The 25,076-nt window shown below is 34.6% G+C and carries 24 protein-coding genes and 1 pseudogene; 7 read left to right on the forward strand and 18 right to left on the reverse strand.

Features of this window, described 5'->3' with window-relative positions:
* Positions 1 to 439: pseudogene (locus VKY47_RS01195) on the forward strand (LD-carboxypeptidase); the annotation flags it as partial.
* A 154-nt stretch (positions 440 to 593) separates the two neighbouring features.
* On the opposite strand, the gene VKY47_RS01200 reads toward VKY47_RS01195, so the two are convergent.
* Both VKY47_RS01200 and VKY47_RS01205 read right to left on the reverse strand, forming a co-directional pair.
* Complete coding sequence (locus VKY47_RS01200; RefSeq protein WP_324309691.1) at positions 594 to 947, reverse strand: hypothetical protein; 354 nt, start codon at positions 945 to 947, stop codon at positions 594 to 596.
* Complete coding sequence (locus VKY47_RS01205; protein WP_324309693.1) at positions 944 to 1,240, reverse strand: hypothetical protein; 297 nt, start codon at positions 1,238 to 1,240, stop codon at positions 944 to 946. The genes VKY47_RS01200 and VKY47_RS01205 overlap by 4 nt, the downstream gene beginning before the upstream one ends.
* Positions 1,241 to 1,523: 283 nt before the next feature.
* On the opposite strand from VKY47_RS01205, the gene VKY47_RS01210 reads away from it, so the two are divergent.
* Positions 1,524 to 1,889 carry a YraN family protein gene (locus VKY47_RS01210; RefSeq protein ID WP_324309732.1) on the forward strand — a complete coding sequence of 122 codons (366 nt, stop codon included), beginning with the start codon at positions 1,524 to 1,526 and terminating at the stop codon, positions 1,887 to 1,889.
* 47 nt (positions 1,890 to 1,936) lie between these two features.
* On the opposite strand, the gene mfd is transcribed toward VKY47_RS01210, so the two are convergent.
* Positions 1,937 to 5,278 carry a transcription-repair coupling factor gene (gene mfd, locus VKY47_RS01215; protein WP_324309694.1) on the reverse strand — a complete coding sequence of 1,114 codons (3,342 nt, stop codon included), beginning with the start codon at positions 5,276 to 5,278 and terminating at the stop codon, positions 1,937 to 1,939.
* A gap of 224 nt (positions 5,279 to 5,502) precedes the next feature.
* On the opposite strand from mfd, the gene VKY47_RS01220 reads away from it, so the two are divergent.
* Positions 5,503 to 5,934 carry a tellurite resistance TerB family protein gene (locus VKY47_RS01220; RefSeq protein WP_324309696.1) on the forward strand — a complete coding sequence of 144 codons (432 nt, stop codon included), beginning with the start codon at positions 5,503 to 5,505 and terminating at the stop codon, positions 5,932 to 5,934.
* Positions 5,935 to 6,005: 71 nt separating this feature from the next.
* On the opposite strand, the gene fbp is transcribed toward VKY47_RS01220, so the two are convergent.
* Complete coding sequence (gene fbp, locus VKY47_RS01225) at positions 6,006 to 7,016, reverse strand: class 1 fructose-bisphosphatase (protein ID WP_324309698.1); 1,011 nt, start codon at positions 7,014 to 7,016, stop codon at positions 6,006 to 6,008.
* 112 nt (positions 7,017 to 7,128) lie between these two features.
* On the opposite strand from fbp, the gene VKY47_RS01230 reads away from it, so the two are divergent.
* From VKY47_RS01230 to VKY47_RS01245, 4 genes are read left to right on the forward strand one after another with little or no spacing between them, the layout of a single operon-like run.
* Positions 7,129 to 7,608 (forward strand): GNAT family N-acetyltransferase, encoded by a 480-nt coding sequence (locus VKY47_RS01230; RefSeq protein WP_324309699.1) that lies wholly within the window; start codon positions 7,129 to 7,131, stop codon positions 7,606 to 7,608.
* Complete coding sequence (locus VKY47_RS01235; protein ID WP_324309701.1) at positions 7,608 to 8,858, forward strand: aspartate kinase; 1,251 nt, start codon at positions 7,608 to 7,610, stop codon at positions 8,856 to 8,858. The genes VKY47_RS01230 and VKY47_RS01235 overlap by 1 nt, the downstream gene beginning before the upstream one ends.
* A gap of 23 nt (positions 8,859 to 8,881) precedes the next feature.
* Positions 8,882 to 10,711, forward strand: a complete 1,830-nt coding sequence (locus tag VKY47_RS01240; RefSeq protein ID WP_324309703.1) for a lysophospholipid acyltransferase family protein — start codon at positions 8,882 to 8,884, stop codon at positions 10,709 to 10,711.
* Positions 10,701 to 11,786: a carboxypeptidase-like regulatory domain-containing protein gene (locus VKY47_RS01245; RefSeq protein ID WP_324309706.1), complete on the forward strand. Its 1,086-nt coding sequence runs from the start codon at positions 10,701 to 10,703 to the stop codon at positions 11,784 to 11,786. The genes VKY47_RS01240 and VKY47_RS01245 overlap by 11 nt, the downstream gene beginning before the upstream one ends.
* Positions 11,787 to 11,793: 7 nt before the next feature.
* Here the strand turns inward: VKY47_RS01245 and VKY47_RS01250 are convergent, their stop codons facing one another.
* The 14 genes from VKY47_RS01250 to VKY47_RS01315 form a co-directional block, all read right to left on the reverse strand.
* Positions 11,794 to 12,144 (reverse strand): DUF4870 domain-containing protein, encoded by a 351-nt coding sequence (locus VKY47_RS01250; RefSeq protein ID WP_324309707.1) that lies wholly within the window; start codon positions 12,142 to 12,144, stop codon positions 11,794 to 11,796.
* 63 nt (positions 12,145 to 12,207) lie between these two features.
* A complete protein-coding gene (locus VKY47_RS01255; RefSeq protein WP_324309709.1) occupies positions 12,208 to 12,594 on the reverse strand; it encodes a VOC family protein in 387 nt (128 codons plus the stop codon).
* A 38-nt stretch (positions 12,595 to 12,632) separates the two neighbouring features.
* Positions 12,633 to 13,091: a DUF1801 domain-containing protein gene (locus VKY47_RS01260; RefSeq protein ID WP_324309710.1), complete on the reverse strand. Its 459-nt coding sequence runs from the start codon at positions 13,089 to 13,091 to the stop codon at positions 12,633 to 12,635.
* A gap of 30 nt (positions 13,092 to 13,121) precedes the next feature.
* The gene (locus tag VKY47_RS01265) at positions 13,122 to 14,066 is read right to left on the reverse strand and encodes a 2-hydroxyacid dehydrogenase (RefSeq protein ID WP_324309711.1); all 945 of its coding nucleotides are present in this window, start codon (positions 14,064 to 14,066) and stop codon (positions 13,122 to 13,124) included.
* Between the two features lie 2 nt (positions 14,067 to 14,068).
* Positions 14,069 to 15,442 (reverse strand): magnesium transporter, encoded by a 1,374-nt coding sequence (mgtE, locus tag VKY47_RS01270; RefSeq protein WP_324309713.1) that lies wholly within the window; start codon positions 15,440 to 15,442, stop codon positions 14,069 to 14,071.
* A 41-nt stretch (positions 15,443 to 15,483) separates the two neighbouring features.
* Positions 15,484 to 16,275: a 16S rRNA (adenine(1518)-N(6)/adenine(1519)-N(6))-dimethyltransferase RsmA gene (gene rsmA, locus VKY47_RS01275; RefSeq protein ID WP_324309715.1), complete on the reverse strand. Its 792-nt coding sequence runs from the start codon at positions 16,273 to 16,275 to the stop codon at positions 15,484 to 15,486.
* Positions 16,276 to 16,290: 15 nt separating this feature from the next.
* Positions 16,291 to 16,614 (reverse strand): DUF4286 family protein, encoded by a 324-nt coding sequence (locus VKY47_RS01280; RefSeq protein WP_324309717.1) that lies wholly within the window; start codon positions 16,612 to 16,614, stop codon positions 16,291 to 16,293.
* Between the two features lie 74 nt (positions 16,615 to 16,688).
* Positions 16,689 to 17,201, reverse strand: coding sequence for a GNAT family N-acetyltransferase (locus tag VKY47_RS01285; protein WP_324309719.1), 513 nt, complete (start codon positions 17,199 to 17,201; stop codon positions 16,689 to 16,691).
* Positions 17,202 to 17,279: 78 nt separating this feature from the next.
* Positions 17,280 to 19,055 (reverse strand): tetratricopeptide repeat protein, encoded by a 1,776-nt coding sequence (locus VKY47_RS01290; protein WP_324309721.1) that lies wholly within the window; start codon positions 19,053 to 19,055, stop codon positions 17,280 to 17,282.
* 277 nt (positions 19,056 to 19,332) lie between these two features.
* On the reverse strand, positions 19,333 to 19,458 hold the full coding sequence (locus VKY47_RS01295; RefSeq protein WP_324309723.1) for a hypothetical protein: 126 nt from the start codon (positions 19,456 to 19,458) through the stop codon (positions 19,333 to 19,335).
* A gap of 134 nt (positions 19,459 to 19,592) precedes the next feature.
* The gene (serS, locus tag VKY47_RS01300) at positions 19,593 to 20,864 is read right to left on the reverse strand and encodes a serine--tRNA ligase (RefSeq protein WP_324309725.1); all 1,272 of its coding nucleotides are present in this window, start codon (positions 20,862 to 20,864) and stop codon (positions 19,593 to 19,595) included.
* Between the two features lie 81 nt (positions 20,865 to 20,945).
* Positions 20,946 to 22,298 carry an HTTM domain-containing protein gene (locus VKY47_RS01305; protein WP_324309727.1) on the reverse strand — a complete coding sequence of 451 codons (1,353 nt, stop codon included), beginning with the start codon at positions 22,296 to 22,298 and terminating at the stop codon, positions 20,946 to 20,948.
* Complete coding sequence (locus tag VKY47_RS01310; RefSeq protein WP_324309728.1) at positions 22,288 to 23,226, reverse strand: bifunctional riboflavin kinase/FAD synthetase; 939 nt, start codon at positions 23,224 to 23,226, stop codon at positions 22,288 to 22,290. The genes VKY47_RS01305 and VKY47_RS01310 overlap by 11 nt, the downstream gene beginning before the upstream one ends.
* A 79-nt stretch (positions 23,227 to 23,305) precedes the next feature.
* A partial coding sequence (locus VKY47_RS01315) for a T9SS-dependent choice-of-anchor J family protein (protein WP_324309730.1) occupies positions 23,306 to 25,076 on the reverse strand: 1,771 nt, incomplete at its 5' end.

The following is a 25,076-nucleotide window of genomic DNA, read 5'->3' on the forward strand; positions in this document are numbered from 1 at the left end:
TTATACGTTAAAAGGGTCGGATTATAATAAAACAGGAACGGTTTCAGCTCCTTTAGTAGGAGGGAATCTAACCATGTTGCATACCATGTTGGGCTCTAAAACGAGTTTGGATACGAGTGGGAAAATCTTGTTTATTGAAGAAATAGGCGAGTATAAATACCATATCGATCGCATGTTACAAAGTTTAAAACGAGCAGGATATTTCGATAATTGTGCAGGACTTTTGGTTGGAGACATGAGTAAAATAAGAAAAAACACCACTTCTTGGGGAAGCTCGATCGAGCAACTTATTTTAGATGCGCTTTCCGAATATAATTTTCCAATAGCCTTTAATATGCCTGCCGGTCATGAAAAAGACAATCGCGCGATGATTTTAGGCAGAACGGTAAAAATGACTGTTGCTAAAGATAAAACGACGGTTGTTTTTGAAAATAATTAAAACGTAGACCTTTCAGGTTTTATCCAGGAATTTTGGAACTCCAGGATCTTTTCTAAAACAAACATTTTAAAGGATTAACTTATAGCGGGTTGGAATATTTTAAAAAATATATTCGTGTATTCGTGACGAATAACCTTTACAGACCTTTCAGGTTTCAAAACAACCTTTTTTGAAATACATAAAATAAAAAAGCGCCAATAAAATAAAGTACCACATCTATTAAATCTCCAGTATAACGTGTATGGAGTTTTGGCATCAGCCATTCAAAATAAATGGCGTAATAAGCCGTCATAATTAGGATGATGCTTAAAGGCACATAAATAAGATCCGATTTTTTTATATAACGAAGTATGGCCAAACTAAAACTTAACACTATGGGCATACATAGAAAATCGTTTACATAAAAGTAAACCCAAGAAGGGAGCGGTAAGGCCAATCGATTTGCAATATATATAAACAAAGCGATAAAACAGAAACCAATAAGAATGGGGTTTTTAAGAATTTTCATGCAACTACAGCTGAAATTAACCAAGCAATAAACATTCCAATAGCCATAAACCCAAGCCAGATAGAACGGATAATTTTAGTAAATACACGCACTATTAAAAACCGATGGTTGCTATATTTTTCAAAAAAAGACGGTTTTTTTACTTGGGTTGCGAGTTCTTTTAAACGCGCTTCTTCCTCTTTTTTAAAAACAAGTTCACGTCTTATTTTATAAGATAAGACGGTGTTGCATGCTTCGCAATAATCTCTACCTGTATTATAAACACCACAATTGGGACATTTAATGGTTGCCATAAGAGCCGTTGTTTTATTAATATGCAAAAGTACCACTTATTGTAGGATTTGCTTTTTTAAAAGGGAATAAACATGCAGCTATTGTTTAATGGATGGGAGTTGGTTATCTTTAGTTTAATAAAACGATGGTGGTTTTTGATGAGGTATATACTTTTGAAACCTGAAAAGTCTGGGTGGTTTAAAAATATTTGCGAGAAGATGCTTTTGTATTTATAAATATAAACGTAGTGGGCACGAAGAGATTCCTACGTTAAAAAAGACTCCCATTTACATGGGAAATACTATGGCGTATCATAACGAACTTGGCGAATGGGGCGAGAAATTTGCTACCGATTATCTTTTAAAAAAAGGATATCAAATTTTGGAACGTAATTATTATTACGATCGGGCCGAAGTGGATATTATTGCCAAAACCAAAGCAGGAGATCGCATGGTATGTGTTGAGGTGAAAACTAGAAATTCAGACTTTTTTGGCGATCCACAAAGTTTTGTGAGTCCCGGGAAAATCAAGCTTCTCGTAAAAGCCATGGACGCTTATTTAAATGAACATAATATTTCGCTTGAAACGCGTTTCGATATTATAGCCATTATAAAAAATAAATCCATCGAAGAACTCACACATTACGAAGATGCGTTTTATCATTTTTAATTCCCACGCTTGTCAGTCGGCAGACAGGATATAGGGAATCTCATTAGTTAATTTACAATAGGCCTTAAAACTGCCAACGCTTGTTTTACGGTTTTTATATTCTCGAAAGTCAGTAATAAACGCAAACCGTTTCTAGTTTGTTTTTCTTTCATCCTACACGCAGCTGGATGCGCTTGAACATATTGTAAAACCTTTGTAAAACCACCACTTTGATAATAGCCACTTTTCTGATCGGTTATAAAATATCCAATAAGTTTACCTTGTTTCATCACAACTTTTTCCAGTCCCATTTTAGTAGCTAGCCATTTAATGCGAACGCTATTAAATAAATCGACCACTTGGGTTGGTAATTCTCCAAATCGATCGACGATTTCCGATTCGAATTTTTGAAGTTCTTCTTCGGTTTTCATGTTATTGAGTTGGGTATAAAGGTTTAAACGTTCAGAAATATTATTGACATAATCGTCTGGGAACAGCATTTCTAAATCAGAATCTATGGTGACATCTTTGACATATTCTTTTTCTTTACCATCATCTTCATAAAGATCTTTAAATTCATTTTCCTTAAGTTCTTCTATGGCTTCACTTAATATTTTCTGATAAGTGTCAAACCCAATATCATTAATAAAACCACTTTGTTCACCACCTAATAAATCGCCAGCGCCACGAATCTCCAAATCTTTCATAGCAATGTTGAAACCACTGCCAAGTTCAGAAAACTGCTCTAAAGCTGTAATCCGTTTTCTGGCATCATCAGTCATCGCTGAATAATCTGGGGTAATAAAATAACAGAAGGCTTTTTTATTGCTTCGGCCTACACGTCCACGCATTTGGTGTAAATCGCTCAATCCAAAATTATTCGCATTATTAATGAAAATGGTATTGGCATTTGGAACATCCAAACCGCTTTCTACAATGGTTGTGCTGATTAAAACATCAAATTCACCATTAATAAAAGCCAACATAAGTTGCTCTAGTTTTTTTCCTTCCATTTGTCCATGACCAATTCCAATTTTGGCATCTGGAACCAAACGTTGGATCATCCCAGCTACTTCCTTGATGTTTTCTATTCGGTTATGAATAAAGAAAACTTGTCCGCCACGTTGAATTTCGTAGGTAATGGCATCTCTTATGTTTTCTTCGCTAAAACGAACCACATGGCTTTCTATAGGATATCGATTTGGAGGAGGCGTGGTAATAACCGATAAATCCCTTGCGGCCATTAAACTAAACTGAAGTGTTCTAGGAATTGGCGTCGCTGTTAAGGTCAACACGTCGACATGCTCTTTAAGCGTTCTAAGTTTTTCTTTTACAGCAACTCCAAATTTTTGTTCTTCGTCCACAATTAATAAACCCAAATCTTTAAACTTGACATTTTTGTTGACTAATTGATGGGTTCCAATTATAATATCCACGGTTCCTTTTTCTAAGCCTTCTAAAGTTTCTTTTTTTTCCTTAGCCGTTCTAAAACGGTTTAGATACTCAATTGTTACAGGGAAATCCTTTAAACGTTCTCTAAAAGTTCGGGAATGTTGGTAGGCCAAAATGGTTGTTGGCACTAAAATAGCTACTTGCTTGCCGTTATCTACAGCTTTAAAGGCTGCGCGAATAGCAACTTCTGTTTTTCCAAAGCCCACATCGCCACAAACCAATCGGTCCATAGGTCGCTCGCTTTCCATATCAGATTTTATATCTGCTGTTGCTGTGGTTTGGTCTGGCGTGTCTTCATAAATAAAAGAAGATTCCAGTTCTAATTGCATGGAGCTATCGGGTTGATATTGATAGCCCTTTTCCAGTTTGCGCTTGGCATAAACTTGAATGAGGTTAAATGCAATTTCCTTGACTCTGGTTTTTGTTTTTTGTTTTAGGTTTTTCCAGGCAGCCGACCCAAGTTTATAAACTTTTGGTGGTTTTCCGTCCTTTCCATTAAACTTCGAGATTTTATGAAGTGAATGAATGCTTAAATACAAAATATCTCGTTCGCCATAAATTAATTTGATGGCTTCTTGTTTTTTTCCTTCAACATCTATTTTTTGTAATCCTCCAAAACGCCCTATTCCATGGTCGATATGGGTAATATAATCGCCAATTTCAAGATTTGTAAGTTCTTTAAGAGTAATAGCTTGTTTTTTGGCGTAGCCATTTTTTAAATGAAATTTATGGTAACGTTCAAAGATTTGATGATCGGTGTAACAGCATATTTTATTTTCGTTGTCAACAAAACCTTGGTAAAGCGGTAAAACAATGGTTTTATAATGAACCTCTTCTTCGGCATCCTCAAAAATGTCATGAAATCTTTTAGCCTGTTGATCGCTTACGCAGGCAATATAATTGACAAACCCTTTGTCGTGATTGGTATTTAGGTTTTCAATTAAAAGGTTAAATTGCTTATTAAATGAAGGTTGAGGTGTGGTGTTGAATGCAATTGTGTGTCCTTGCGTGTTAAAAAAGGATTGGGTTCCAAATTCCACCAAAGTAAAATCCAATAGTTGCTTTTTTAATAAGGTCGAATTACAGAATAATTCATCTGGTTCGGCATGTTTTAATTCGGAGGTTAGGCTTTTAAAAGCTTCTACGGCTTTCTCAAAAAAATCATCGATTCTAGAAAACATCAAATCGCTGTTTTTAGTAAAAACCACTGTTTTTGAAGCCATATAATCTAAAAAACTCTGTCTGCTTTCTTCAATAAGCTTATTGGCAACATTTGGAATGATATTTATTTTCTTGATTTGCTCGGTAGAAAGTTGTGTTTCTACATCGAAGGTTCTAATGCTATCCACTTCATCTCCAAAAAACTCGATTCGGTAGGGTTCGTCATTACTAAATGAAAAGACATCCACAATCCCGCCACGCACTGAAAATTCGCCAGGTTCTGTCACAAAATCTACACGTTTAAACTTGTATTCAAACAGGACTTCGTTAACAAAATCGATAGATAAATTATCGTTCAAGGAAATTTTAAGCGTGTTGCGTTCTAGCTCTTTTCTAGTCACTACTTTTTCAAATAAAGCATCTGGATAGGTAACGATAATGGCTGGTTTTTTTCGAGAATTAATTCTATTTAAAACTTCAGCTCTTAACAACACGTTGGCATTATCGGTTTCCTCAATTTGATAAGGTCTTCTATAGCTTCCCGGATAAAAAAGTACATCCTTATCGTTAAGTAAACTCTCTAAATCGTTGAGATAAAATGCAGCTTCCTCCTTGTCGTTAAAAACAAGTAAAAAGGGCTTGTCTGCTTGCTTAAAAGTTTCCGTTAGAACAAAGGAAAGTGAAGAGCCAACAAGGCCTTTTAAATGCGATTTATTTTGGTTTTTGGCAATAGCAATTTGCAGATTCTGCGTTTGCAAAGCCTGTGCATATATTTGCGAGAGGTTATTTTTACCCAAGACAATTTATTTTTGGCAAAGATAATGTTTCATTTTTTTAGTTGAATAACTATTGTCTTTTTATCTAATATTTACTGGAAAATGTTTTTATCGGTTGAATGAGGTGATTTAAAACCGCTTTTTGCACCAATTAAAAGCAACTAAAAAAAGTTTTTTTTTAGTTTATAACGTATATACTTTAACTATATTTGCAGCCAAACCAAAGGATTTTAAAACAAGATTATATGTCATTTTCAGATTTATTTGATAGCGGATTTAAGCAACGCAACTCCGATCATTTTGCAGCTATAGTTAGAGTAGCCATGGACGATGGAATCATTACAGAACAAGAAAAATTATTCTTGGATCGGTTGGCTCATAACTTGGATATTAACGATGAAGAATATCGTTCTATTTTAAAGAATTATCAATCGCATCCTATCAATCCTCCAACTTCATACGAGAGACGTTTAGAGCGTTTATACGATTTGGCACGTATGGTTTATGTAGATCACATTAAAGGAGATAGTGAGGTTTTGGTACTTAAAAAGATTGCGGTTGGATTAGGTTTTACACCAGACAACGTGAAATATATCGTGGATAAAGCCTTAGTGTTGGTGAGTAATGGAGTAGATATTGATACTTTTATAGAAGAAATGAAAAACATGAATAGCTAATAAGCTATTTATAAAACATAAAAAAACGAGCTGTATTTTTATATAGCTCGTTTTTTTGTTTTAAAATATATCTATTTCTTGGCGTTTCGCATAAATTCCTCAGCTTTTTCAACCATATTTCTACTGCCGCAAATAAAGGGCACACGTTGGTGCAATTCAGTTGGTTCAATATCTAGAATTCTTGTAAAACCATCACTAGCCTTACCATTTGCTTCTTCGGCTAAAAAAGCCATGGGATTGCATTCGTAAAGTAAACGCAGTTTTCCATTATTGGTTTTCGAACTTTTTGGATACAGGTAAATGCCTCCTTTTATCATGTTTCTATGAAAATCTGAAACTAAAGAGCCTATATATCTACTGGTATATGGTCTGTCGTCCTCTTCCATTTGGCAATATTTAATATAGTCTTTAATGCCTTGAGGGAAATGAATGTAATTCCCTTCGTTTACAGAGTAAATATGCCCGTTTTCAGGGAAGGTCATTTTTGGATGCGATAAGTAAAAAGTTCCTATCGCTGGATTTAGGGTAAACCCGTTAACACCATCTCCAGTGGTATAAACCAGCATGGTTGAAGTACCATAAACAATATAGCCTGCAGCTACTTGCTGACTTCCTTTTTGAAGGAAATCGTTTATATTAACCGGACTTCCTACAGGAGAAATACGTCTATATACTGAAAAAATAGTACCTACAGAAACATTAACATCAATGTTTGATGAGCCATCTAAAGGATCGATAAGCACCACATATTTATTTTGATTGTTTTTGTCTTGACTATTAATAGAAATAAAAGTATCCTCTTCTTCACTAGCGATTCCGCAAACAATATTTCTATTTTTTAAGGTTTGGATAAACTTTTCGTTGGCATAAACATCAAGTTTTTGTTGCTCTTCACCCTGAATATTTGTGTCGCCAACAGAACCAATAATATCTACTAAACCTGCCTTGTTTACTTCATGATTAACTACTTTTGCAGCCAAGCGTATGGAGTTAATAAGTCGAGATAGTTCTCCAGAAGTATATTTAAAAGACGATTGGTTTTCAATAATAAACTCTCCTAAAGTTTGATTTTTTCTAGCCATGAAGTTACAATGTGTTGTTTGTATTGCAAATATCGTGTTTTTTAGCAAACAACAGCACTTTCCAAATAGATAATAAACAACTTTAAACTATCTTTATCCTCAAAATTTCTATATGCAAATTTTAATTAGAAAGGCAAAAAAAGAAGATATGCTGGCTGTTTATAATTTAATAAAAGCTTTGGCTATCTTCGAAAAAGAACCAGATGCCGTAGAAATAAAACCTGCCGATTTAGAACATGATGGATTTGGCCAAGATCCTAAATTTACATGTTTTGTAGCCGAAGTAAATAACAAAATTGAAGGAATGGCTTTGGTTTATATGCGCTATTCTACTTGGAAAGGTCCTGTTTTGCATTTGGAAGATTTGGTGGTAACCCAAGAAATGCGTGGCATGCAAATTGGCACTAAGTTACTCGATCAAGTGGTTGTTTATGGCCATCAATTAGGTGTAAAACGCATCAGTTGGGATGTGATAGATTGGAATGAGGACGCCATTGCATTTTACGAGAAAAAAGGAGCTAAGGTAATGCGTGACTGGGACCTGGTTCAGTTAAACGAAGAAGGAATTAAAGCATATTTATCAAAATTATAATGCAGGTATTTAAATTTGGAGGCGCATCGATAAAGGATGCCAAAAGCGTAAAGAATTTAGTAAATGTTTTAAATAAAACAGGCTATAAGGACACTTTGATAGTGGTTTCTGCCATGGGAAAAACCACCAATGCTTTAGAAATTGTTGTAAAAAATTATTTCGACCAATCCAAGCAATTGCAAAGTTCCATTCAGGATGTTTTTAAATTTCATAATGCTATTTTATTGGACTTGTTCGATAACGAAAAGCATGAGGTTTTTAAAAAAGTATCTACTTTATTCAATGATTTAAAGGCGTTTTTAGATAGAAACAAATCGCCAGATTATAATTTTGTTTACGATCAGGTTATTGGGTTTGGAGAGTTGGTTTCTTCAACCATAGTGAGTGAATGCTTAAACGATTTGAACATAAAAAATCGATATTTGGATGTTCGGGAGTTTATAAAAACCGATAATTATTACAGAACGGCCAATGTTAATTGGGAAGAAACCCAAAAAAGAATAAACGCAAACTTCAACAGAAACCAATTAAACATTACTCAAGGTTTTTTAGGAAGTGATTCTAATAATTTTACCACAACTTTGGGTCGGGAAGGGAGCGATTACACGGCCGCCATTTTTGCTTATTGTTTAAATGCGGAAAGCGTGACCATTTGGAAAGATGTTCCAGGGGTTTTAAATGCCGATCCACGTTATTTTGAGAACGCCCAATTACTCAATAGAATTTCATATAGAGAAGCCATTGAGTTGGCATTTTACGGCGCTTCGGTTATTCATCCAAAAACCTTGCAGCCACTACAAAGAAAGGAAATTCCTTTGTATGTTAAATCTTTTTTAAATCCGGAAGGCAAAGGCACGATGGTTTGTAAAGAGGCTGGTTTGGATCCGCAGATCCCTTGCTTTATTGTTAAGAAAAATCAGGTGCTTATTTCTTTGTCATCTTTAGATTTTTCGTACATCGTAGAAGAAAATATCAGTGAGATTTTTAAACTCTTGCATTTGTATAAAATGAAGGTAGGCGTTATTCAAAATTCTGCCATTACATTTTCGGTTTGTGTGGAGGATTTATATCAAAATTTAAACGAACTCTTGCAACATTTAAAAGCAACCTTTAAAGTAACCTGTATAGAAGACGTATCTTTATATACCATAAGGCACTATACCGAGGCTACTAAAGCGCAAATGGAAAAGGATAAAGAGATATTGTTGAAGCAATTAACACAAGAAACCATGCAGTTGGTTACTAAATAAACATTTTCACTACATTTGTATTCATGACTAAACAACTAGATAAAGGATTGGTATCTGCCAAAGAGGTAGCTAAAGCCATACAATTGGATTCATACGGTTTTGTGGGAACCTTTGTAGGATGGGTACTTATGAAGGTGTTAAAAATATCAACACTTAACGATATTTATAACCGAAACAAACATCTAGAAAAAACCGATTTTTTAAATGGAATTTTACATGATTTTCAGATTAAGTTTGAAATTCCTGAAGAAGATTTAAAACGTTTGCCAAAGGACGGTACTTATATTACGGTATCCAATCATCCTTTAGGAGGTATTGATGGCATTTTGCTTTTAAAACTTATGTTGGAGCAGCGTGAGGATTTTAAAATAATGGCTAATTTTCTGCTTCATAGAATCGAGCCATTAAAACCATATATTATTCCTGTTAATCCGTTTGAAAACAAAAAAGACATTAAATCCAGTATTGCTGGTTTTAAAAATGCCATCAAACATTTAAAGGAAGGTTCGCCTTTGGGAGTTTTTCCAGCAGGAGAGGTTTCCACGTATAGAGATGGGAAATTATTGATAGATAAACCTTGGGAAGAATCGGCAATGAAGCTTATTCAAAAAGCAGAAGTTCCTGTAGTACCTATTTATTTTCACGCTAGAAACAGTCAGCTTTTTTATAAATTATCTAAAATAAGCGACACGTTCAGAACGGCAAAATTACCTTCGGAATTATTAACCCAAAAACGAAGAACCATTAAAGTGCGTATTGGAAGGCCGATTACGGTGGCAGATCAAAAGGAATATCCTACTCTGGAAGGATTTTCAGAATTTATAAGAAAGAAAACCTATATGCTTTCAAATTCCTTCGATGAAAAAGGGAATTTATTAAGTCATATTTCATCCACTTTAAAAGTTCCCAAACCACCAAAACTAATTGTAACACCTATCTCTAAGGATATCATGAAGCAAGAGGTTGAAACGCTTAGGACTGGCGATTTTAGATTGTTGCAAAGTAAAAATTACGAGGTGTTTTTGGCTACGAGCAATGAGATACCAAACATTTTAAGGGAAATTGGAAGACTTCGTGAAATTACCTTTAGAGAAGTAGGCGAGGGTACCAATGAATCTATCGATTTAGATACTTTTGATACTTACTATCACCATATGTTTCTTTGGGACAGTGAAAGAGAGCTAATAGTTGGGGCATATAGAATGGGATTGGGATCCCAAATATTTGCTAAATTTGGTATTGATGGATTTTATTTGCAAGATTTATTTAGGTTCGAGCCAGAATTACATAAAATGATGAGCCAGTCCATAGAAATGGGCCGTGCGTTTATTGTTAAGGAATACCAACAAAAACCCATGCCATTATTTTTATTATGGAAAGGTATTGTACATACCACTTTGCGTTATCCGGAGCATAAATTTTTAATTGGTGGCGTAAGTATTAGCAACCAGTTTTCAAATTTCTCTAAATCGTTGATGATTGAGTTTATGAAATCCCATTATTACGATCCATATATTGCGCAATATGTCCATCCTAAAAAAGAGTTTAAGGTAAAATTAAAAGATGCCGATAAAGACTTTGTTTTTGATGAAACCGAAGCCGATTTAAACAAATTCGATAAAATTATTGACGAGTTGGAGCCAGGATCCTTACGCTTGCCAGTATTGCTTAAAAAATACATCAAACAGAATGCGAAATTGGTGGCTTTTAACGTGGACCCACTATTTAACAATGCAGTAGATGGTTTGATGTATATTAAAATAGCCGATTTACCAGAAAGTACTGTTCGCCCCGTTATGGAAGAATTTCAAGCGGAATTGGAACAGAAGCTCTCGGAACAGAATGAGGCATAAAATTACCTTTATTTTCACTTTTTTAATGACTGTGGCACCACTTTGCGCTCAGCAGGTTTCGGGTATTGTTTACGACAAAAAAAGCCAAGAACCCATGGAAGGTGTCACCATTTATTTTGATGGTACCACCAAAGGAACAATCACAAACATAAATGGTGTTTTTAAAATAGATATAAATAAGGAACTACAAACCTCATTGGTTATTTCATTTTTAGGGTATAAAAAATTAATTCATAAAGACTACTCAGATGATTTTGTTTACAAATATTATTTAGAGGAAGAAATCAGTGTCTTAAACGAAATATATTTAAGTGACAATAAAACGTCGTCAAGAAAAACAGATGCGTTGTCTAGCTATGAAAATATCTGGACTAGAAAACAAAAAATGACTGAATTTAAAAATCATTTTTTAGGGGTTTCCAAACAAGCACAATCTTGCAAAATTTTAAATGAAGATGATATTTTCTTGACCTATGATAAAACTTCAGATAAACTAATAGCATCTTCAAAAAAGCCCATACGTATTTTAAATAAGCACTTAGAATATGAAATTGCGTACGATTTACAGGATTTTGAGGTTCAGTATGTAAGTCATTCTACAGAAGGTCGCGTAAAAACACGCTATTCTCCAACAACAGTATATTACGCTGGAACTTCATTCTATAAAGTGTTGAATAACAATCCTAGTAACAGAATCGATAAAAAAAGAACAAAAGTCTATCAAGGTTCCGTTTTGCATTTTATGAGAGCTGTTTATTCAAATCGCTTAATGGATGAAGGGTTTAAGCTTTTTTATGAAAAACAACAAGTGGCACCAGAGCACGCTATAGTTGTGAACGAAACTGAAAATCCAAACTTAAAGGAAATCTGCTTTCTTAAGCCTGAGTTAGAAGTAGTAGATGCGTCTGATTCTTGCTCAAAACTTAAACCAATAGAGGATGCATGTTTTTTTGTTGATAATTTCGGGAATCATTCGCCAATAAAAGCGATTACATTTACTGGTTTTATAGGAAACCAACGTATAGGAGATGCACTTCCGTTAGATTATGAGCCAGAATTTGAATTAAAACAATAATTTCCTCCTAAAAGGATTGAAACCATTCTTGAAAACGGTTTCCAAAAAAGGGAATGTGCTTTAATTCGCCACTTAAAGATCCAATCAAGCTAAAAACCCATAAAACAAAGAAACCTACTCCTATAATCCATCCAATAACAGGAATAAGAGTAAATAGGATAATACCCAACATAACTCCTAAAGACTGTCTAATGTAAAAAGAAGCATAGGCATTTTTGGTTTTGTTGTTCATAATAAATGCAATAATCCAACCTACTATAGTCATATGAGCAATAATAGCTATAGTTTTTCCATCTTTTAAAACACCACTAGAGAATTTATAAGTGTCATCTTCAAAATTTTTATTTTCTGCAGACATAATTTATAGATTTAAAATGTGCTTACTAAAGATAGTGAAAATTAAGAAGTTATGGTGTTTTTTTTATTTGAAAGCCTTGTCTATAGGTTGCCAAAGTTCAATTTTGTTTCCATCATTATCAAGAATCCAAGCAAACTTACCATAGTCGTATTCTTCCATTTCTCCAAGTATGGAAACGCCTTCTTCTTTTAAAACAGTCAATAACTCGGGCAAATTTTCTACACGATAATTAAACATAAAGTCTTTTTTTGAAGGCTCGTAATATTTTGTGTCTTCGGCAAAAGGACTCCATTGGGTTGAGCAATCCTTGCCCTCTTTGTCTTTCCACCAAAAGGTGCAGCCGTAATCGTCCGTATTAAATCCCAGATGTTTTTTGTACCAATCTTTTGATGCTTTTGGATCTTTACTTTTAAAAAACAATCCACCAATTCCTGTAACGCGTTTTTTCATTGAAAACTTAATTTTTAGTTGTTTGATAAAGGGGGCAATTACTTCTTTTTTATTGCATTCTCGTAAATATCTATCCACTCACCAACGGTCAGTTTTTTTGAAAGTTTTCCAATAAGTTCAAAAGGAATGTCTTCCACCTTTTTAAATCTGATACAGCTTTTTCCCATGTCTAATTTGCGTTTGCAGTGTTTGGGAAATTCACCTATAAACCAATCGTGTAATTCTGGTTTTGAATAAATGCCGGAATGGTATAAGTTGATAGAGTTTTTTTGTGAAGCTAAACTCATAAATGGCAATGGAATTTTTGGATCGCAATGGTAACCATCTGGATAAATACGATGAGGCACATAATAACCTATCATACCATATTGGATGCCTTCCTCAAAACCTTTTGGAAGATTGTTCTTAATAATTTTCCGGAGTTTATTTAGGGCCTCCTTGCGTTCTTCAGGAATTTGATTGATGTAGTCTTCTGGAGAATTTGCTTCGTATGGCATGGTCTGATATTTGTTTAAGCTATAAAGTTACTACTTCCGAAGTTTCGGAATTGCCTTAATTTTATTTACAATGGTTTGGGCTAATTTCTCTTTGCTTTCAACAGTCCAACCGGCAACGTGAGGTGTAAGGGTAACATTATCTGCTTTTATTAAATATTGAAAAGGCTCTGGCATGGTTGAGCTGAACATATCTTCAAACGAGGCTTTTTCGTATTCTAAAACATCCAAACCGGCGCCTAAAATCTTTCCGGATTTTAAGGCATTAACCAAATCTTCTGTGACAACACTTTTGCCACGAGCTGTGTTTATTAACCAAAAAGATTTTTTAAAAGTTTGGATAAATCTGGTGTTTATCAGGTTGATGGTCAATGGTGTTTCTGGTGTATGTAAACTAACAACATCTACTTTTTCTTGAAATTCTGCCAAAGACACTTGTTTCGCATTTTTGTCTCCAACACCCTCTTTTATATCGTAGCACAAAACGTTTACATCAAAACCTAAAAGTTTTTTTGCAAAGGCTTTCCCCATATTTCCATAGCCAATTAAACCTACAGTTTTTCCATCTAATTCGACCCCTCTGTTCGCTTCACGCAACCATTTGCCTTCACGGACTTCCCGATTGGCTTTATTCAGTTTATTGAATAAAGAAAGTAGCAAGGCCAAACTGTGTTCGCCAACGGCATTTCTATTGCCTTCTGGAGCGGAAATTAAATAAATGCCTTTGCTTTCGGCATACTTGCAATCTATATTTTCTAAACCAGCACCAACGCGACCAATAAATTTTAGGTTTTTTGCAGCGTCTAGAAAGGTTTTATCTATAGTAAACCGACTCCTTATAATTATTCCATCATAAGAAGCTATTTTAGATTCTATTTCAGCTTTTGAAGCTTGATAGTCTTCGTCGTTTTTAAAACCTAGAGCGTCAAGTTGCTGAAGTAATAAGGGATGATTTGTATCGAGATGGAGAACTTTCATAATTAAAAACCTAATATAAGTTTAGCGATTACAAAGTAAGTTAAAATACCAAACACATCGTTGCTAGTAGTTATAAATGGCCCTGTGGCCACAGCAGGATCAATGCCTTTTTTATCTAAAAGTATTGGAATAAATGTACCTATTAAAGCAGCCATAATTATAACCGTTATTAAAGAAAGTGAAATGGTTAAAGAAACCATATAAGGGGTTCCAAAAACAAAATGACTCATAAGCAAAGCTATAAATGCAATTGCGATTCCGTTCACTAGACCTAAGATAAACTCTTTAAAAAGACGTTTTAAAATCTTCCCATCTATGGTGTCGTTGGCTAAACCTTGAACTACAATCGCCGAGGATTGTACACCTACGTTTCCAGCAGTTGCTTGTATTAAAGGCACAAAACTTAAAAGCACGATAAAACTTCCCATGCTTTCATTAAAATGCTCAATAATACTAGCGGCACCCAAACCTCCAAACATACCAATCAATAACCAAGGTAGGCGTGCGATTGTTAATTTAAATATACTGGCATCGGCTTCAACTCCTCTAGAGATACCTGCCGCCAACTGATAATCTTTATCGGCTTCCTCTCGAATAACATCCACAATATCGTCAATGGTAATTCGCCCAAGAAGCACCATGTCTTCGTCTACAACAGGAATGGCTTCCAAATCGTATTTTTGCATGATTCTAGCTACTTCTACCGAGTCTTCGTGTACTTTTACGTAATCGACACTTTTAATGTAGATATCCGCAATTTTCTGATCACTTTTGGCAACAATTAAATCTTTTAAAGAAAGACGTCCAATAAGTTTGTTCTGCTTGTTAACTACATAAATGGAGTGAACTCTTCGAACTTCTTGTGCTTGAGCTCTAATTCTACGCAAACAACCGGCCACGGTCCATGTTTCAAATACTTTTACCAACTCTTTTGCCATAAGTCCTCCAGCCGTATCTTCGTCGTAGGCTAAAAGTTCGGTAATTTCTGCTTTGTGGTCTTCGTCTTCAATGTTGGAAATAACTTCTCGTTGTCTGTCTTGAGGAAGTTCGGCAATAATATCTGCAGCATCATCTGTGTCCAGCTCTTCAATTTCCTCGGCTATTTCTTTGGCCGATAGATTTCTAAGAACCTTTTCTCGATTGTCTTCATCGAGTTCCATTAACACGTAGGAAGTAGTTTCAGAATCTAGAAGCTTGATAACATACATGGCCTCTTCTAGGTTGACTTCGTCTAAAATTTCGGCAATATCGGCGTAATGGAATTCTGCTAATAACTCGTGTAGTTCTGTATCGTTTTTGGCTTCGATAAGTTGTTCTACTTTTTCAATAAGTTCGTCGGTTAGCTCGAATTGTATGTTTTCGTTTTCTTCAGACATCAGATTTCTAGTCTTTTTTCTCTGTGGAAATAACAGAGGATTTATTGTTTCATATCGGTTTCAATCAATTGGGTAAGCTCTATAAACTCTTGTACAGCTAATTGTTCCGGACGTTTGTCAAAGATACCATTTGCTTTTAAATTATCGGTTAGATTGAAGGTTTTTAAACTGTTTCGAAGTGTTTTTCTTCGTTGCTGAAAGGCTGTTTTTACCACCTTAAAAAGCATTTTCTCATCACACGGAAGCGTGTAGTTTTCTTTTCGTTTTAATAACAAAACTCCAGATTCTACTTTTGGTGGCGGATTGAATACGCTTGGAGGCACGGTAAATAAATATTCCGCATGATAGAACGCTTGGGTTAAAACAGATAAAATACCATAAACTTTGCTGCCTTCTTTAGAACAAATACGTTGGGCGACTTCTTTTTGAAACATGCCTGAAAATTCTGGAATCTGATCGCGCATTTCCAAGGCTTTAAAAACAATTTGAGTAGAGATATTATATGGAAAATTTCCTATGATGGCGAAAGGTTCGTTGTTGAAAACAAGGTTTAAATCGTATTTTAAAAAATCTTGCTCTATCACCCTATCGGCTAAATTAAGATAGTTGTTTTTTAAATATTCTACAGATTCTGGGTCTATTTCTATGACATGGATTATCGAATCTTTTTTAAGAAGGTATTTTGTTAAAACGCCCATGCCCGGACCAATTTCGAGTACCTGCTTATAACCTTTGAATGATAGGGAATTTGCTATTTTTTCGGCAATGGATTCATCGGTTAAAAAATGTTGACCTAAATGTTTTTTTGCTCTTACTTGATGGTCTTTAGACACAATTATTTGTTTTAATTAGTTAAAAGTCACTGAATATTCGTCAATAATTTCCAATTCGGTTCTAAATGCTAAGGTTTTATCTGCAAAGCGTTTTAAGCCTTCTTGTCTTAAATTGTCTGCGTGATTTTTGTAATAAGCTTGTAAATCTTCTCTAGATTTTGCTCGGTATTGCACGGAATAGGTAACACCGCCCATCTCTTCTTCAACCAAAACACGTGTTAATTTGGCTTCCGTAAATTTTCCTGTTGCCAAAACGTGGGGGATATGTTCTTTAATCCATGAAAGCCATTCCTCGTGAATGCTTTCGTCTACATTTGTTGTTACGTTGTAAATTATCATTTGTGCTTAAAGTTATAAATGTCTCAACTACTTAAAGCGCTTAAAGGTATAAGTATTTTGAGCTTTTAAAATTATTAAAGTGTTTTTGCAAATAACAAAAGTTCTTCGTCATCTTCAAAAGGTTTCACCCTTTTTTCGAATGCCAAACCTAGTTTTTCCAACAATTTAACCGACTTACTATTGGTAGGCAAGGTTATGGCCAAAATTTTATCTAAATGAAATTGGTTTTTCGCCAATTCCAGTATTTCTTCTGAAGCTTCAAAGCCAAAACCTTTCCCTTCGTATTCTGGAAGCATGGCAAACCCCAAATCTACATGCTCTAATCGATCTCTTTTTACGAGACCACAGGTGCCAATGGGTTTTCCGTTTTCTGCTTTTAACTGTAATTTATAAAAGCCAAAACCAAATTCCGTATAACTTTTAATCGTGCCCTCTTTTAAGTAATTCTTGGCATCAGAAATTGTTTTTAAACCTCTATCTCCAATATATTTTATCCAAGTTGGCGAATTGGCCAATTCTAAAAAGAAAGGAGCATCGTTTTCGGTGAATTTTGTAATAAAGAGCCTGTGGGTTTCTGCTACTAGCATGTCTTGATGTTTAGAATTTACAATTTTTCCAAGGTGTTCTTTGCGTATGTAATAACTCTGTCCTTGACGAGAACATCCTTAGTCGATAGCATCACCACGCAGCATTCTATAGTTTTTTCGTGCTTCAACAAAAAAGATACTGTCTTGATAATTAAAGATTATTTTTTCGTAATGAGCTTGTGCTTTCTCGGGTTGATCTAATTTTGTTCTATACAATTCAGCTAAATAAAAATAGGCATCATCTGCTAGAATATCGTCGCTAAAATTGGTAATAATGCTTAAGTAATTATTTTCAGCCTTATGGTATTCCTTGGTTTTCTCGAAAAGCTGAGCTTGTTTAAATAGCGCTTGATCTTCTATGGTTTTGCCGCGATGTTCGTTTAAAACTACATCTAAAAGCACAATGGCGTCTGTAGTTTTGTTTTGATAGGCCAGTAAATCGGCCTTAGCATATAACTTTAAGGCAGTTTGTGTAGAGTCTTCATATTTGTTGTCTGTAATTAGCAACATGAGATCCAAGGCATCGTTGGCAATTAATTGCGAGGTGGAGGATTTTAGGATTTTTAGTTGGGATTCTGCCCATTTAAAATCGCCTTTATAATAACTGGTCTGTGCCACTTTAAATCTCGCTTTTTGGGCCAGTGTACTATTTTTTAAATTGCGTTGTATTTGGCTGTAATAAATTAAGGCTTCATTAAATTTTTCTTCTAAAACCAATACATCACCCAATTCCATTTTTACTTGAGCTTCTTGAAACGTGCTAAGAGGTAGTTCTAAACTTTGCTTTAGTATACTTATGGCTTCTTGGGAATGATGCTTGTAAAAAGCTAAAAAATGTGCGTAAGCAATTTGTATTTGTAAGGTTTGGGTTTGTTTACCATAGGTGTTAAAAATACTTTGATAGGCATTTGAAATGGCTGGATAATCCGATGGTGCGGCCATTTGGGTTTTAATATCAAGAAGATGGTAATGGGCCTTTAACTGCGTATCTGTATCCTGGGCAGTTTCTGTTAAATAGGTAAAAATATTTAAAGCGGTGTCATAGGTTTTATCAGCCGAAGCAATAAGGGCTAACTCTTCAATTCGATCGAGACTTTCCGGGTGTCTAAAAAAAATGGCTTTTTCTTGGGTGAAGGCTTTGTTATATTCTTTTTGCTGTACAAATAACCAACTTAACATCTCGTTCCAAAGAAGATTTTGATCTATTTGGATTTTCTTAAGAAGCAGACGTCTTAAAATAATATTGTTTTCGTTCTCGCTGTCTTCACTAATAAATTCGCTAAAAGCTCTTTTAATGGTGTTTATATAAGAGTCGTTTAATTCAACAAAATCCAAGTAGCTTTCAAACATTTTTGAAACATTGCCTTGCTCGCCATAAATTCTAGCTAATTGCACGTTAAAATTTAGTTCCGGTCTTAATGCCATGGCTTTTTCGTAAGCTGTAATGGCATGCGTCAACAAGGATTTATCTTCGAAAGCTTGTCCAATGGCAAACACATAATTAGGATTTTCATTTAAGGTTTCTAAAGCTCTGTTGTAATAGATTTCGGCATCGGACAGTTTGTTTTGTAACTGATAATTATAGCCTAATTCTATAAGTAGAGGCGGGAAGTTGAATTTAGGAATTTGATTGAGTAGGAGCGTTTCTGCTTCCTGAAAATTCTCTAACTGTTGATGGGATTTTACCAACTGCACGAGGTAGGTATTGTTGTTGGGAGATTTGTTATAAAGTCTTTGATAAGAAATTAAGGCTTTTTCGAAATCGCCATTCTTGAAATATTCGGCAGCGACAATATCTTCTTGCGAAAACATGTTGCTACAAACAAACAAAAATAAAATTAGTAAAAACCTCATGACCTGACTTTGTGTAAAGATAAGAAATGTGCTTTTAGATTTTGTATGAATCTTGATTTTTAAGAACGATTTAGGAAAGCGGGATGAAGGAGCTCTATTTTAATGGCATTGCGTGGTGCAAAAGATGTTTTTAAATAAAAAAATGCCTGAAAAAAATTCAGGCATTTTACCAACCAAAATAAATGTGCTATTAATCATATATAACATGATTCAAGTATTCGATTGGGACAATAACTACCAAATCAATATTTAGTTTCTAGGCCACTTTTTTAAAGTCTTATTCGGCTGTAGCCATAGTAATGGTCTTATTTTCAGATTTAGGCAAGTGGAAATCTGAAAACAATACTTTACCAGCTACAAGAACTAAGGCAATTAGTAGAAAAATTCGTACCACATTTTTCATAGTAAGTAGGTTTTATAATTTGGAACTACTAACTTGAATAAAATAATTTAATAAACAAAGAAAAACGCTAAAAAATCGTTGAACAACGTCTTTTTTTAGCGTTTTATCGATAAATTAAGAATAATCTTACGAGGTTAATCGATTATTTTAAATCCGGTATAGGGTACTAAAACTTCTGGAATAACAATACCATCTTTTGTTTGATAGTTTTCTAAAATTCCTGCTAGAACTCGAGGTAAAGCCAATGAGCTTCCGTTTAAGGTATGAGCCAATTCATTTTTGCCTTCACTATTTCTAAAACGCAATTTTAATCGGTTGGCTTGAAAAGTTTCAAAATTAGAAACAGATGAAATTTCCAGCCATCTTTCTTGGGCTGTAGAAAACACTTCAAAATCGTAGGTTAGAGCTGAGGTAAAACCAATATCTCCTCCACATAATCTTAAAATTCTATAGGGTAATTTTAATTCTTTTAAAATGGTTTTTACGTGTTCTACCATTTCGTCCAAGGCTTCATACGAACGTTTTGGGTGTTCTATTCGTAAAATTTCAACCTTATCAAATTGGTGCAATCTGTTTAAACCTCTTACATGTGCGCCATAACTTCCTGCTTCTCTTCTAAAACATGGTGTATATCCAGTTATTCCAATTGGTAATTGAGATTCTTCAAGAATAACATCTCTAAAAATATTGGTTCCTGGAACTTCGGCTGTTGGAATTAAATATAAATTGTCTTCAGTAACATGGTACATTTGTCCTTCTTTATCTGGCAATTGTCCAGTTCCAAAACCAGAAGCTTCATTTACCAAATAGGGTAACTGATATTCTGTATATCCAGCATCGGTGTTTTTATCAAGAAAATAAGCAATTAAGGCACGTTGTAATCTGGCGCCTTTTCCTTTGTAAACAGGAAATCCTGCTCCAGTAATTTTGTTTCCAAGTTCGAAATCTATAATGTCGTATTTTTTGGCCAATTCCCAATGTGGAAGCGCTTCCTTATCCAAAGTTGGAATAACGCCTTCACTAAAAACGATTTCGTTATCATCTTCTGCAGATCCTTTAGGAACAGAGATGTGAGGTACGTTTGGAATTTTATATAACAGTTGATTTAAAGCTTCTACCTTTTCATTGAGTTTTTCATTTAACTCTTTGGTAGTTTCCTTAAGTTCTGTGGTTCTTTCTTTTAAAATATTGGCTTCGGCAGTTTTCCCCGATTTGTACAAGTTTCCAATTTCTTTAGAAAGTGTATTGGATTCAGCCAAGGCATTGTCTAAAAGGGTTTGGGTTTGTCTTCTGTCTTCATCTAAAGATATCACGTCTTCAATCATTTTAGTCGCATCTATATTCCTAACGGCTAATTGTTTTATAACGTTTTCTTTATTTTCTCTAATAAAAGGTACTTGTAACATGTTTTGTGAAATTTAAGCCACAAATTTACGGAATTGCCAAGAGATTTAATCCCACTTGGCCGGTAAAATTGTTAGCTGGTTTTATTGTGAAGATTTGAGCGGGTTTTGATGTGATTTTTCTGTTTCGTTGGAAGGCAAAATCCAATCGGAATGTTTAAAAATATCCCATTTTACAGAGGCTATGTCCACATCTGGATCTATAAGTCGTTTAAGGGGACCTCCATTAATTTTAACTTTACAATCCACATACACCGAAACATCTTCGCCCTTTTTAGCGTAGGAATCTTTTAAGCGTTGCGAAAATTGCCAAATAGCATCCGGTTTGCTGGATACCAAATGTATTTGTTTGTTGGTTAAGTAGTCGTGTAAATTAATATTGGTGGGCTTTTGGGTTTGCTTGTTAACTACTTTATAAACAGCAAATCCTTGTTTAGCTCGTAACATCATTCTCCAAGATAATCTATGGCCTTCTTCGGTCCAAAGAACATCGTCTTTTATAAAATGATGCCTTATCGGAAGCGCTATTTGAATGATAAAATAAATGGCTCCCAGAGTTATTAAAGCATTTCTATACGAAGGAATTAGCACTTCATTTAAAGAGTAAAAAGGTTTTTTTCTTAAGAATATTCGATGAATGGTTTCTGGTTCAAAAAAGAAAAGCGCAAAGGATAATGATAAATATGGGAATATGCCCACTTGAAAAACAAAGGAATTAAACAAATGAAAGAAAATTGAAGCGAAAAACGCCCATTTTCTAGTAGGTTTATACAAGAGTAATGGAATGATCAATCCATCGAATAAAATCCCGCCATAAGCAAGAAAATAATGCATCCATTTTTGTTGAAGCAGGTCTCCTACCAGAAAATAATGCTGTTTTCCTTTCATTATTATCTCAATAAACGACGTGTCCAACCAACCTGGATAAAATTTGGCCAGAGAGCCGTAAGTATAAACAATTAACATTTGGAATATAAAGACGAGTCTACACCAATTGGGCATGGATAATTGCTTGATATTGGGATTGTTTTTCGCATCTATGGAATAATACCTGTTTGCAGGTAAAAAAACCATAAAGGCACTTAAAAGTATGAGTAAATAGTAATGGTTGTTATACGACGCTTTTTGCATAAAATAAGTAGCCGCCCACATCAGGGTAAACATAATGGCACTAAAACGGTACTTATAACCCAGCATAATACACAGGCCAAAAAGTCCCATGATTGCGTAATAGGCATACATCCAATTGCCAGGAAGAGGTTGCAAAAACTCCAAACCAATAAACGAAAAGGTAAATTCTGGATCTATAAGGGTTCTTTTAATCCATCCTGTATAAATGGCGCCAACCGATTCTAAAAAACATAAAAGCCCGAAAATAATTCTAAAAACAATGAGAGAGCTATTGTCGATATGTTTAAATAAGAACTTATTCAGCATGGTGTTTTGCTAGGTATTTTAAAGAGGTTTCTTGGTCTTTTTGAAGTTGTGCTTTGAGATCGTTCACCGAATCAAATTTATGTTCGTCTCTAATTCTATCCAATAATTCAATAACTAGAGATATGTTATAAATAGATTGGTTGAAATTGAAAAAATGCACTTCTATTTTTTGTTTTTTATCGATGTCTGTGGTTGGATTAAAACCAATATTCATCATGCCAAAAACAACTTGATGATCGATGGTGGTTTTAACTATATAAACTCCTTGTTTGGGAATAAGCTTGTAAGTTTCTTCAATGTGTAAATTAGCTGTTGGAAAACCAATGGTATTTCCTAAGCCTTTTCCTTTGACTACGTTTCCAGATAACATAAAATAACTCCCCAAATACTTATTGGCTTTTTTTATGTTTCCGTCTAAAAGCGCTGTTCTAATTTTAGTAGAACTTACAGAAACTTCATTAATATCTTGAGCTGAAATTTCTTCAACTTCAAAATCGTGGATTTTACCATAGGCTTTAAGATTTTCTATATTGGCAGCTCTATTTCTACCAAAGTGATGATCGTAACCTATAATTATTTTTTTTACGCGCAGTTGTTTTACTAATACGTCTGTTACGTATTCCTCCGCTGTTAAACGAGAAAACTCTTTCGTAAATTTTTTTATAACCAAAACATCCAGGCCAAGTTGCTCCAGGATAACACTTCTTTCGTCTATGGTATTTATAAGTTTAATATCGGCATCTTTTTGAAGCACCATTCGCGGGTGTGGAAAAAATGTCAAAACCACAGATTTCAATTGGCTTTTTTTAGCTGTTTGTACCAAGCGTTCTATAATTTTTCTATGGCCAATATGAACCCCATCAAAAGTACCAATGGTAACAACGGTATTAAAATTAAAATCCAGTTGAAGTGATTTGTAAATTTTCAAGATTGTATTATTTCTTCAAAAATAAAAAAAGAGGACTGATAAACATCAATCCTCTCTTAAGTTTATTTATTATTAAAAATTATTTCTTAATAAATGGTAAAGATAACTGACTAGATTCTTTAGTTATCTTAATAAAATACATGCCATTGCTTAAGCTAGACGTATCGATAGATAAATCGGCTTCAGTTGAAATTCTATGAGTCAGTATTACTTGTCCTAACATGTTATAAACTACATAAGCATCTGGTAGATTTTTATTGGTAGTTTTAATGTTAAGAACATGAGATGTTGGATTTGGATAAATTGAAATTTCCGAATTCAACTCAAATGAGTTTATAGATAATAAGGACATTTGCGTTCCAAAAATATAAGTCCCTTCTAAGCCAGATGTAAACGATGCTGTTAATTTAGCATCTGCATCGAAAACAGAAACGGTTGCAGCAACTACTTCGTTGGTTCCTTCTTTCTTAACATACATATCATTTCTAGAATTTCCAGTGATAGCTTCCCAGCCAGCAAGCTCGGCTTCTGTAAAGTAAAAGTCCATACTTGTAGCAGCTGATGTATTGGCAGCAGCAGTAGTAATGTTGAACGTTTTGGCAGTAACAAAATTAGATGGATCTGTGTTAGAACCATACATAACTGCGGCAGCACCAGCCGTTGCAATATCTCTGGATACAGAAACATCTGTACAACCAAAGTTAAAACCACCGGTGTTATCAATACTTAACATGATATCTCCAGAAGTGCCATCTGTAAAGAAAGCTTCACCTGCTTGGTTAATTGCGGTAGATGTAGGTGTATTTACATCTGTTTGAACATTTACAGAAACATTTGTAGTAACTGATACATCATCAAGCATAAAGATAAAAGCATCGTTAGAAACGCTGCGGAATGTTATGTAAATATTTTGACCATCGTATGCAGATAGATTATAGGTGTATTCCGTCCATTCTGCAGGAGCTTGAACATACGGAGCAGCTGAAATATATGTAAAACTAGTAGGGTTTGTATTTGTTGTTGAAATACCAACCTGGAAACGTTCTAAACCATATTGAGCTGTATAAGATTTGGCCCAAAACTTCAATTCACTATTTGTTCCGTTAAGAGAAATTTGTGGGGTGAAAATATAATCGTTATTAGGAGCATTAACTGCAGCAAAGCTATAATAACCTTTAGAGCCAGTATGTGCATCCATAACCGTTCCAGCTAAAGAAGGCGTCGTTTGACTTGGATTAAATACTATAAAAGTACCCGTATATCCTGAGTTAGGGAATGTGGCATTATTAATTCCATAAGTATTACTTCCATCTACATCTAACATGGTCCAACCTCCTACAGGAGTAATGGTGAAATCCGCGTAAGATTCAAAACCATCGCTAAAAACAGTTGTAGCTCCAGAATTGGATAGCGTTTGATCATCATTTAAAATAGTAACAGTGTATGCTAAGCTTGTTGCGGCGGCATCGCCAGAAGTACTTACATTAACGTTTAGTACAATGGTTTCATCAGCTTCAATAATTCCATCTTCATAAATTCTTAAAGTAATGGTGTTACTACCTGTTAAAGAACCAGCAGTAAAAGTAACCGAGTTATTAAGAAGTTGGTAATCCTCATTTACTGTAGCTGTACCAGAAGTTGTTAAAGAAGCGGTGGCATTAGCAGAAGCCGCAACATTTAACGCTAGGGTAATTTCTATGTCTTGGTATCCACAATCGCTACCTTCAATCACTTCAGATGGTAAGGAAGAGCTTATTCCAATTGTTGGAGAAGCGTTACAAGCAGATGAAGTTAATAAGTTAACACGTCTTGGCGAGTTGGCCATAACAGCTAAAATTCTAGTAACTTGA

The sequence above is a fragment of the Xanthomarina sp. genome, from assembly GCF_035306705.1.
Classification (GTDB): Bacteria; Bacteroidota; Bacteroidia; order Flavobacteriales; family Flavobacteriaceae; genus Xanthomarina.

Coding starts and splice junctions, on each gene's coding strand:
- VKY47_RS01200 (WP_324309691.1), bottom strand. CDS start 947: ATGAAAATTCTTAAAAACCCCATTCTTATTGGTTTCTGTTTTATCGCT.
- VKY47_RS01205 (WP_324309693.1), bottom strand. CDS start 1,240: ATGGCAACCATTAAATGTCCCAATTGTGGTGTTTATAATACAGGTAGA.
- VKY47_RS01210 (WP_324309732.1), top strand. CDS start 1,524: ATGGCGTATCATAACGAACTTGGCGAATGGGGCGAGAAATTTGCTACC.
- VKY47_RS01220 (WP_324309696.1), top strand. CDS start 5,503: ATGTCATTTTCAGATTTATTTGATAGCGGATTTAAGCAACGCAACTCC.
- fbp (WP_324309698.1), bottom strand. CDS start 7,016: ATGGCTAGAAAAAATCAAACTTTAGGAGAGTTTATTATTGAAAACCAA.
- VKY47_RS01230 (WP_324309699.1), top strand. CDS start 7,129: ATGCAAATTTTAATTAGAAAGGCAAAAAAAGAAGATATGCTGGCTGTT.
- VKY47_RS01235 (WP_324309701.1), top strand. CDS start 7,608: ATGCAGGTATTTAAATTTGGAGGCGCATCGATAAAGGATGCCAAAAGC.
- VKY47_RS01240 (WP_324309703.1), top strand. CDS start 8,882: ATGACTAAACAACTAGATAAAGGATTGGTATCTGCCAAAGAGGTAGCT.
- VKY47_RS01245 (WP_324309706.1), top strand. CDS start 10,701: ATGAGGCATAAAATTACCTTTATTTTCACTTTTTTAATGACTGTGGCA.
- VKY47_RS01250 (WP_324309707.1), bottom strand. CDS start 12,144: ATGTCTGCAGAAAATAAAAATTTTGAAGATGACACTTATAAATTCTCT.
- VKY47_RS01255 (WP_324309709.1), bottom strand. CDS start 12,594: ATGAAAAAACGCGTTACAGGAATTGGTGGATTGTTTTTTAAAAGTAAA.
- VKY47_RS01260 (WP_324309710.1), bottom strand. CDS start 13,091: ATGCCATACGAAGCAAATTCTCCAGAAGACTACATCAATCAAATTCCT.
- VKY47_RS01265 (WP_324309711.1), bottom strand. CDS start 14,066: ATGAAAGTTCTCCATCTCGATACAAATCATCCCTTATTACTTCAGCAA.
- mgtE (WP_324309713.1), bottom strand. CDS start 15,442: ATGTCTGAAGAAAACGAAAACATACAATTCGAGCTAACCGACGAACTT.
- VKY47_RS01280 (WP_324309717.1), bottom strand. CDS start 16,614: ATGATAATTTACAACGTAACAACAAATGTAGACGAAAGCATTCACGAG.
- VKY47_RS01285 (WP_324309719.1), bottom strand. CDS start 17,201: ATGCTAGTAGCAGAAACCCACAGGCTCTTTATTACAAAATTCACCGAA.
- VKY47_RS01290 (WP_324309721.1), bottom strand. CDS start 19,055: ATGAGGTTTTTACTAATTTTATTTTTGTTTGTTTGTAGCAACATGTTT.
- VKY47_RS01295 (WP_324309723.1), bottom strand. CDS start 19,458: ATGAAAAATGTGGTACGAATTTTTCTACTAATTGCCTTAGTTCTTGTA.
- serS (WP_324309725.1), bottom strand. CDS start 20,864: ATGTTACAAGTACCTTTTATTAGAGAAAATAAAGAAAACGTTATAAAA.
- VKY47_RS01305 (WP_324309727.1), bottom strand. CDS start 22,298: ATGCTGAATAAGTTCTTATTTAAACATATCGACAATAGCTCTCTCATT.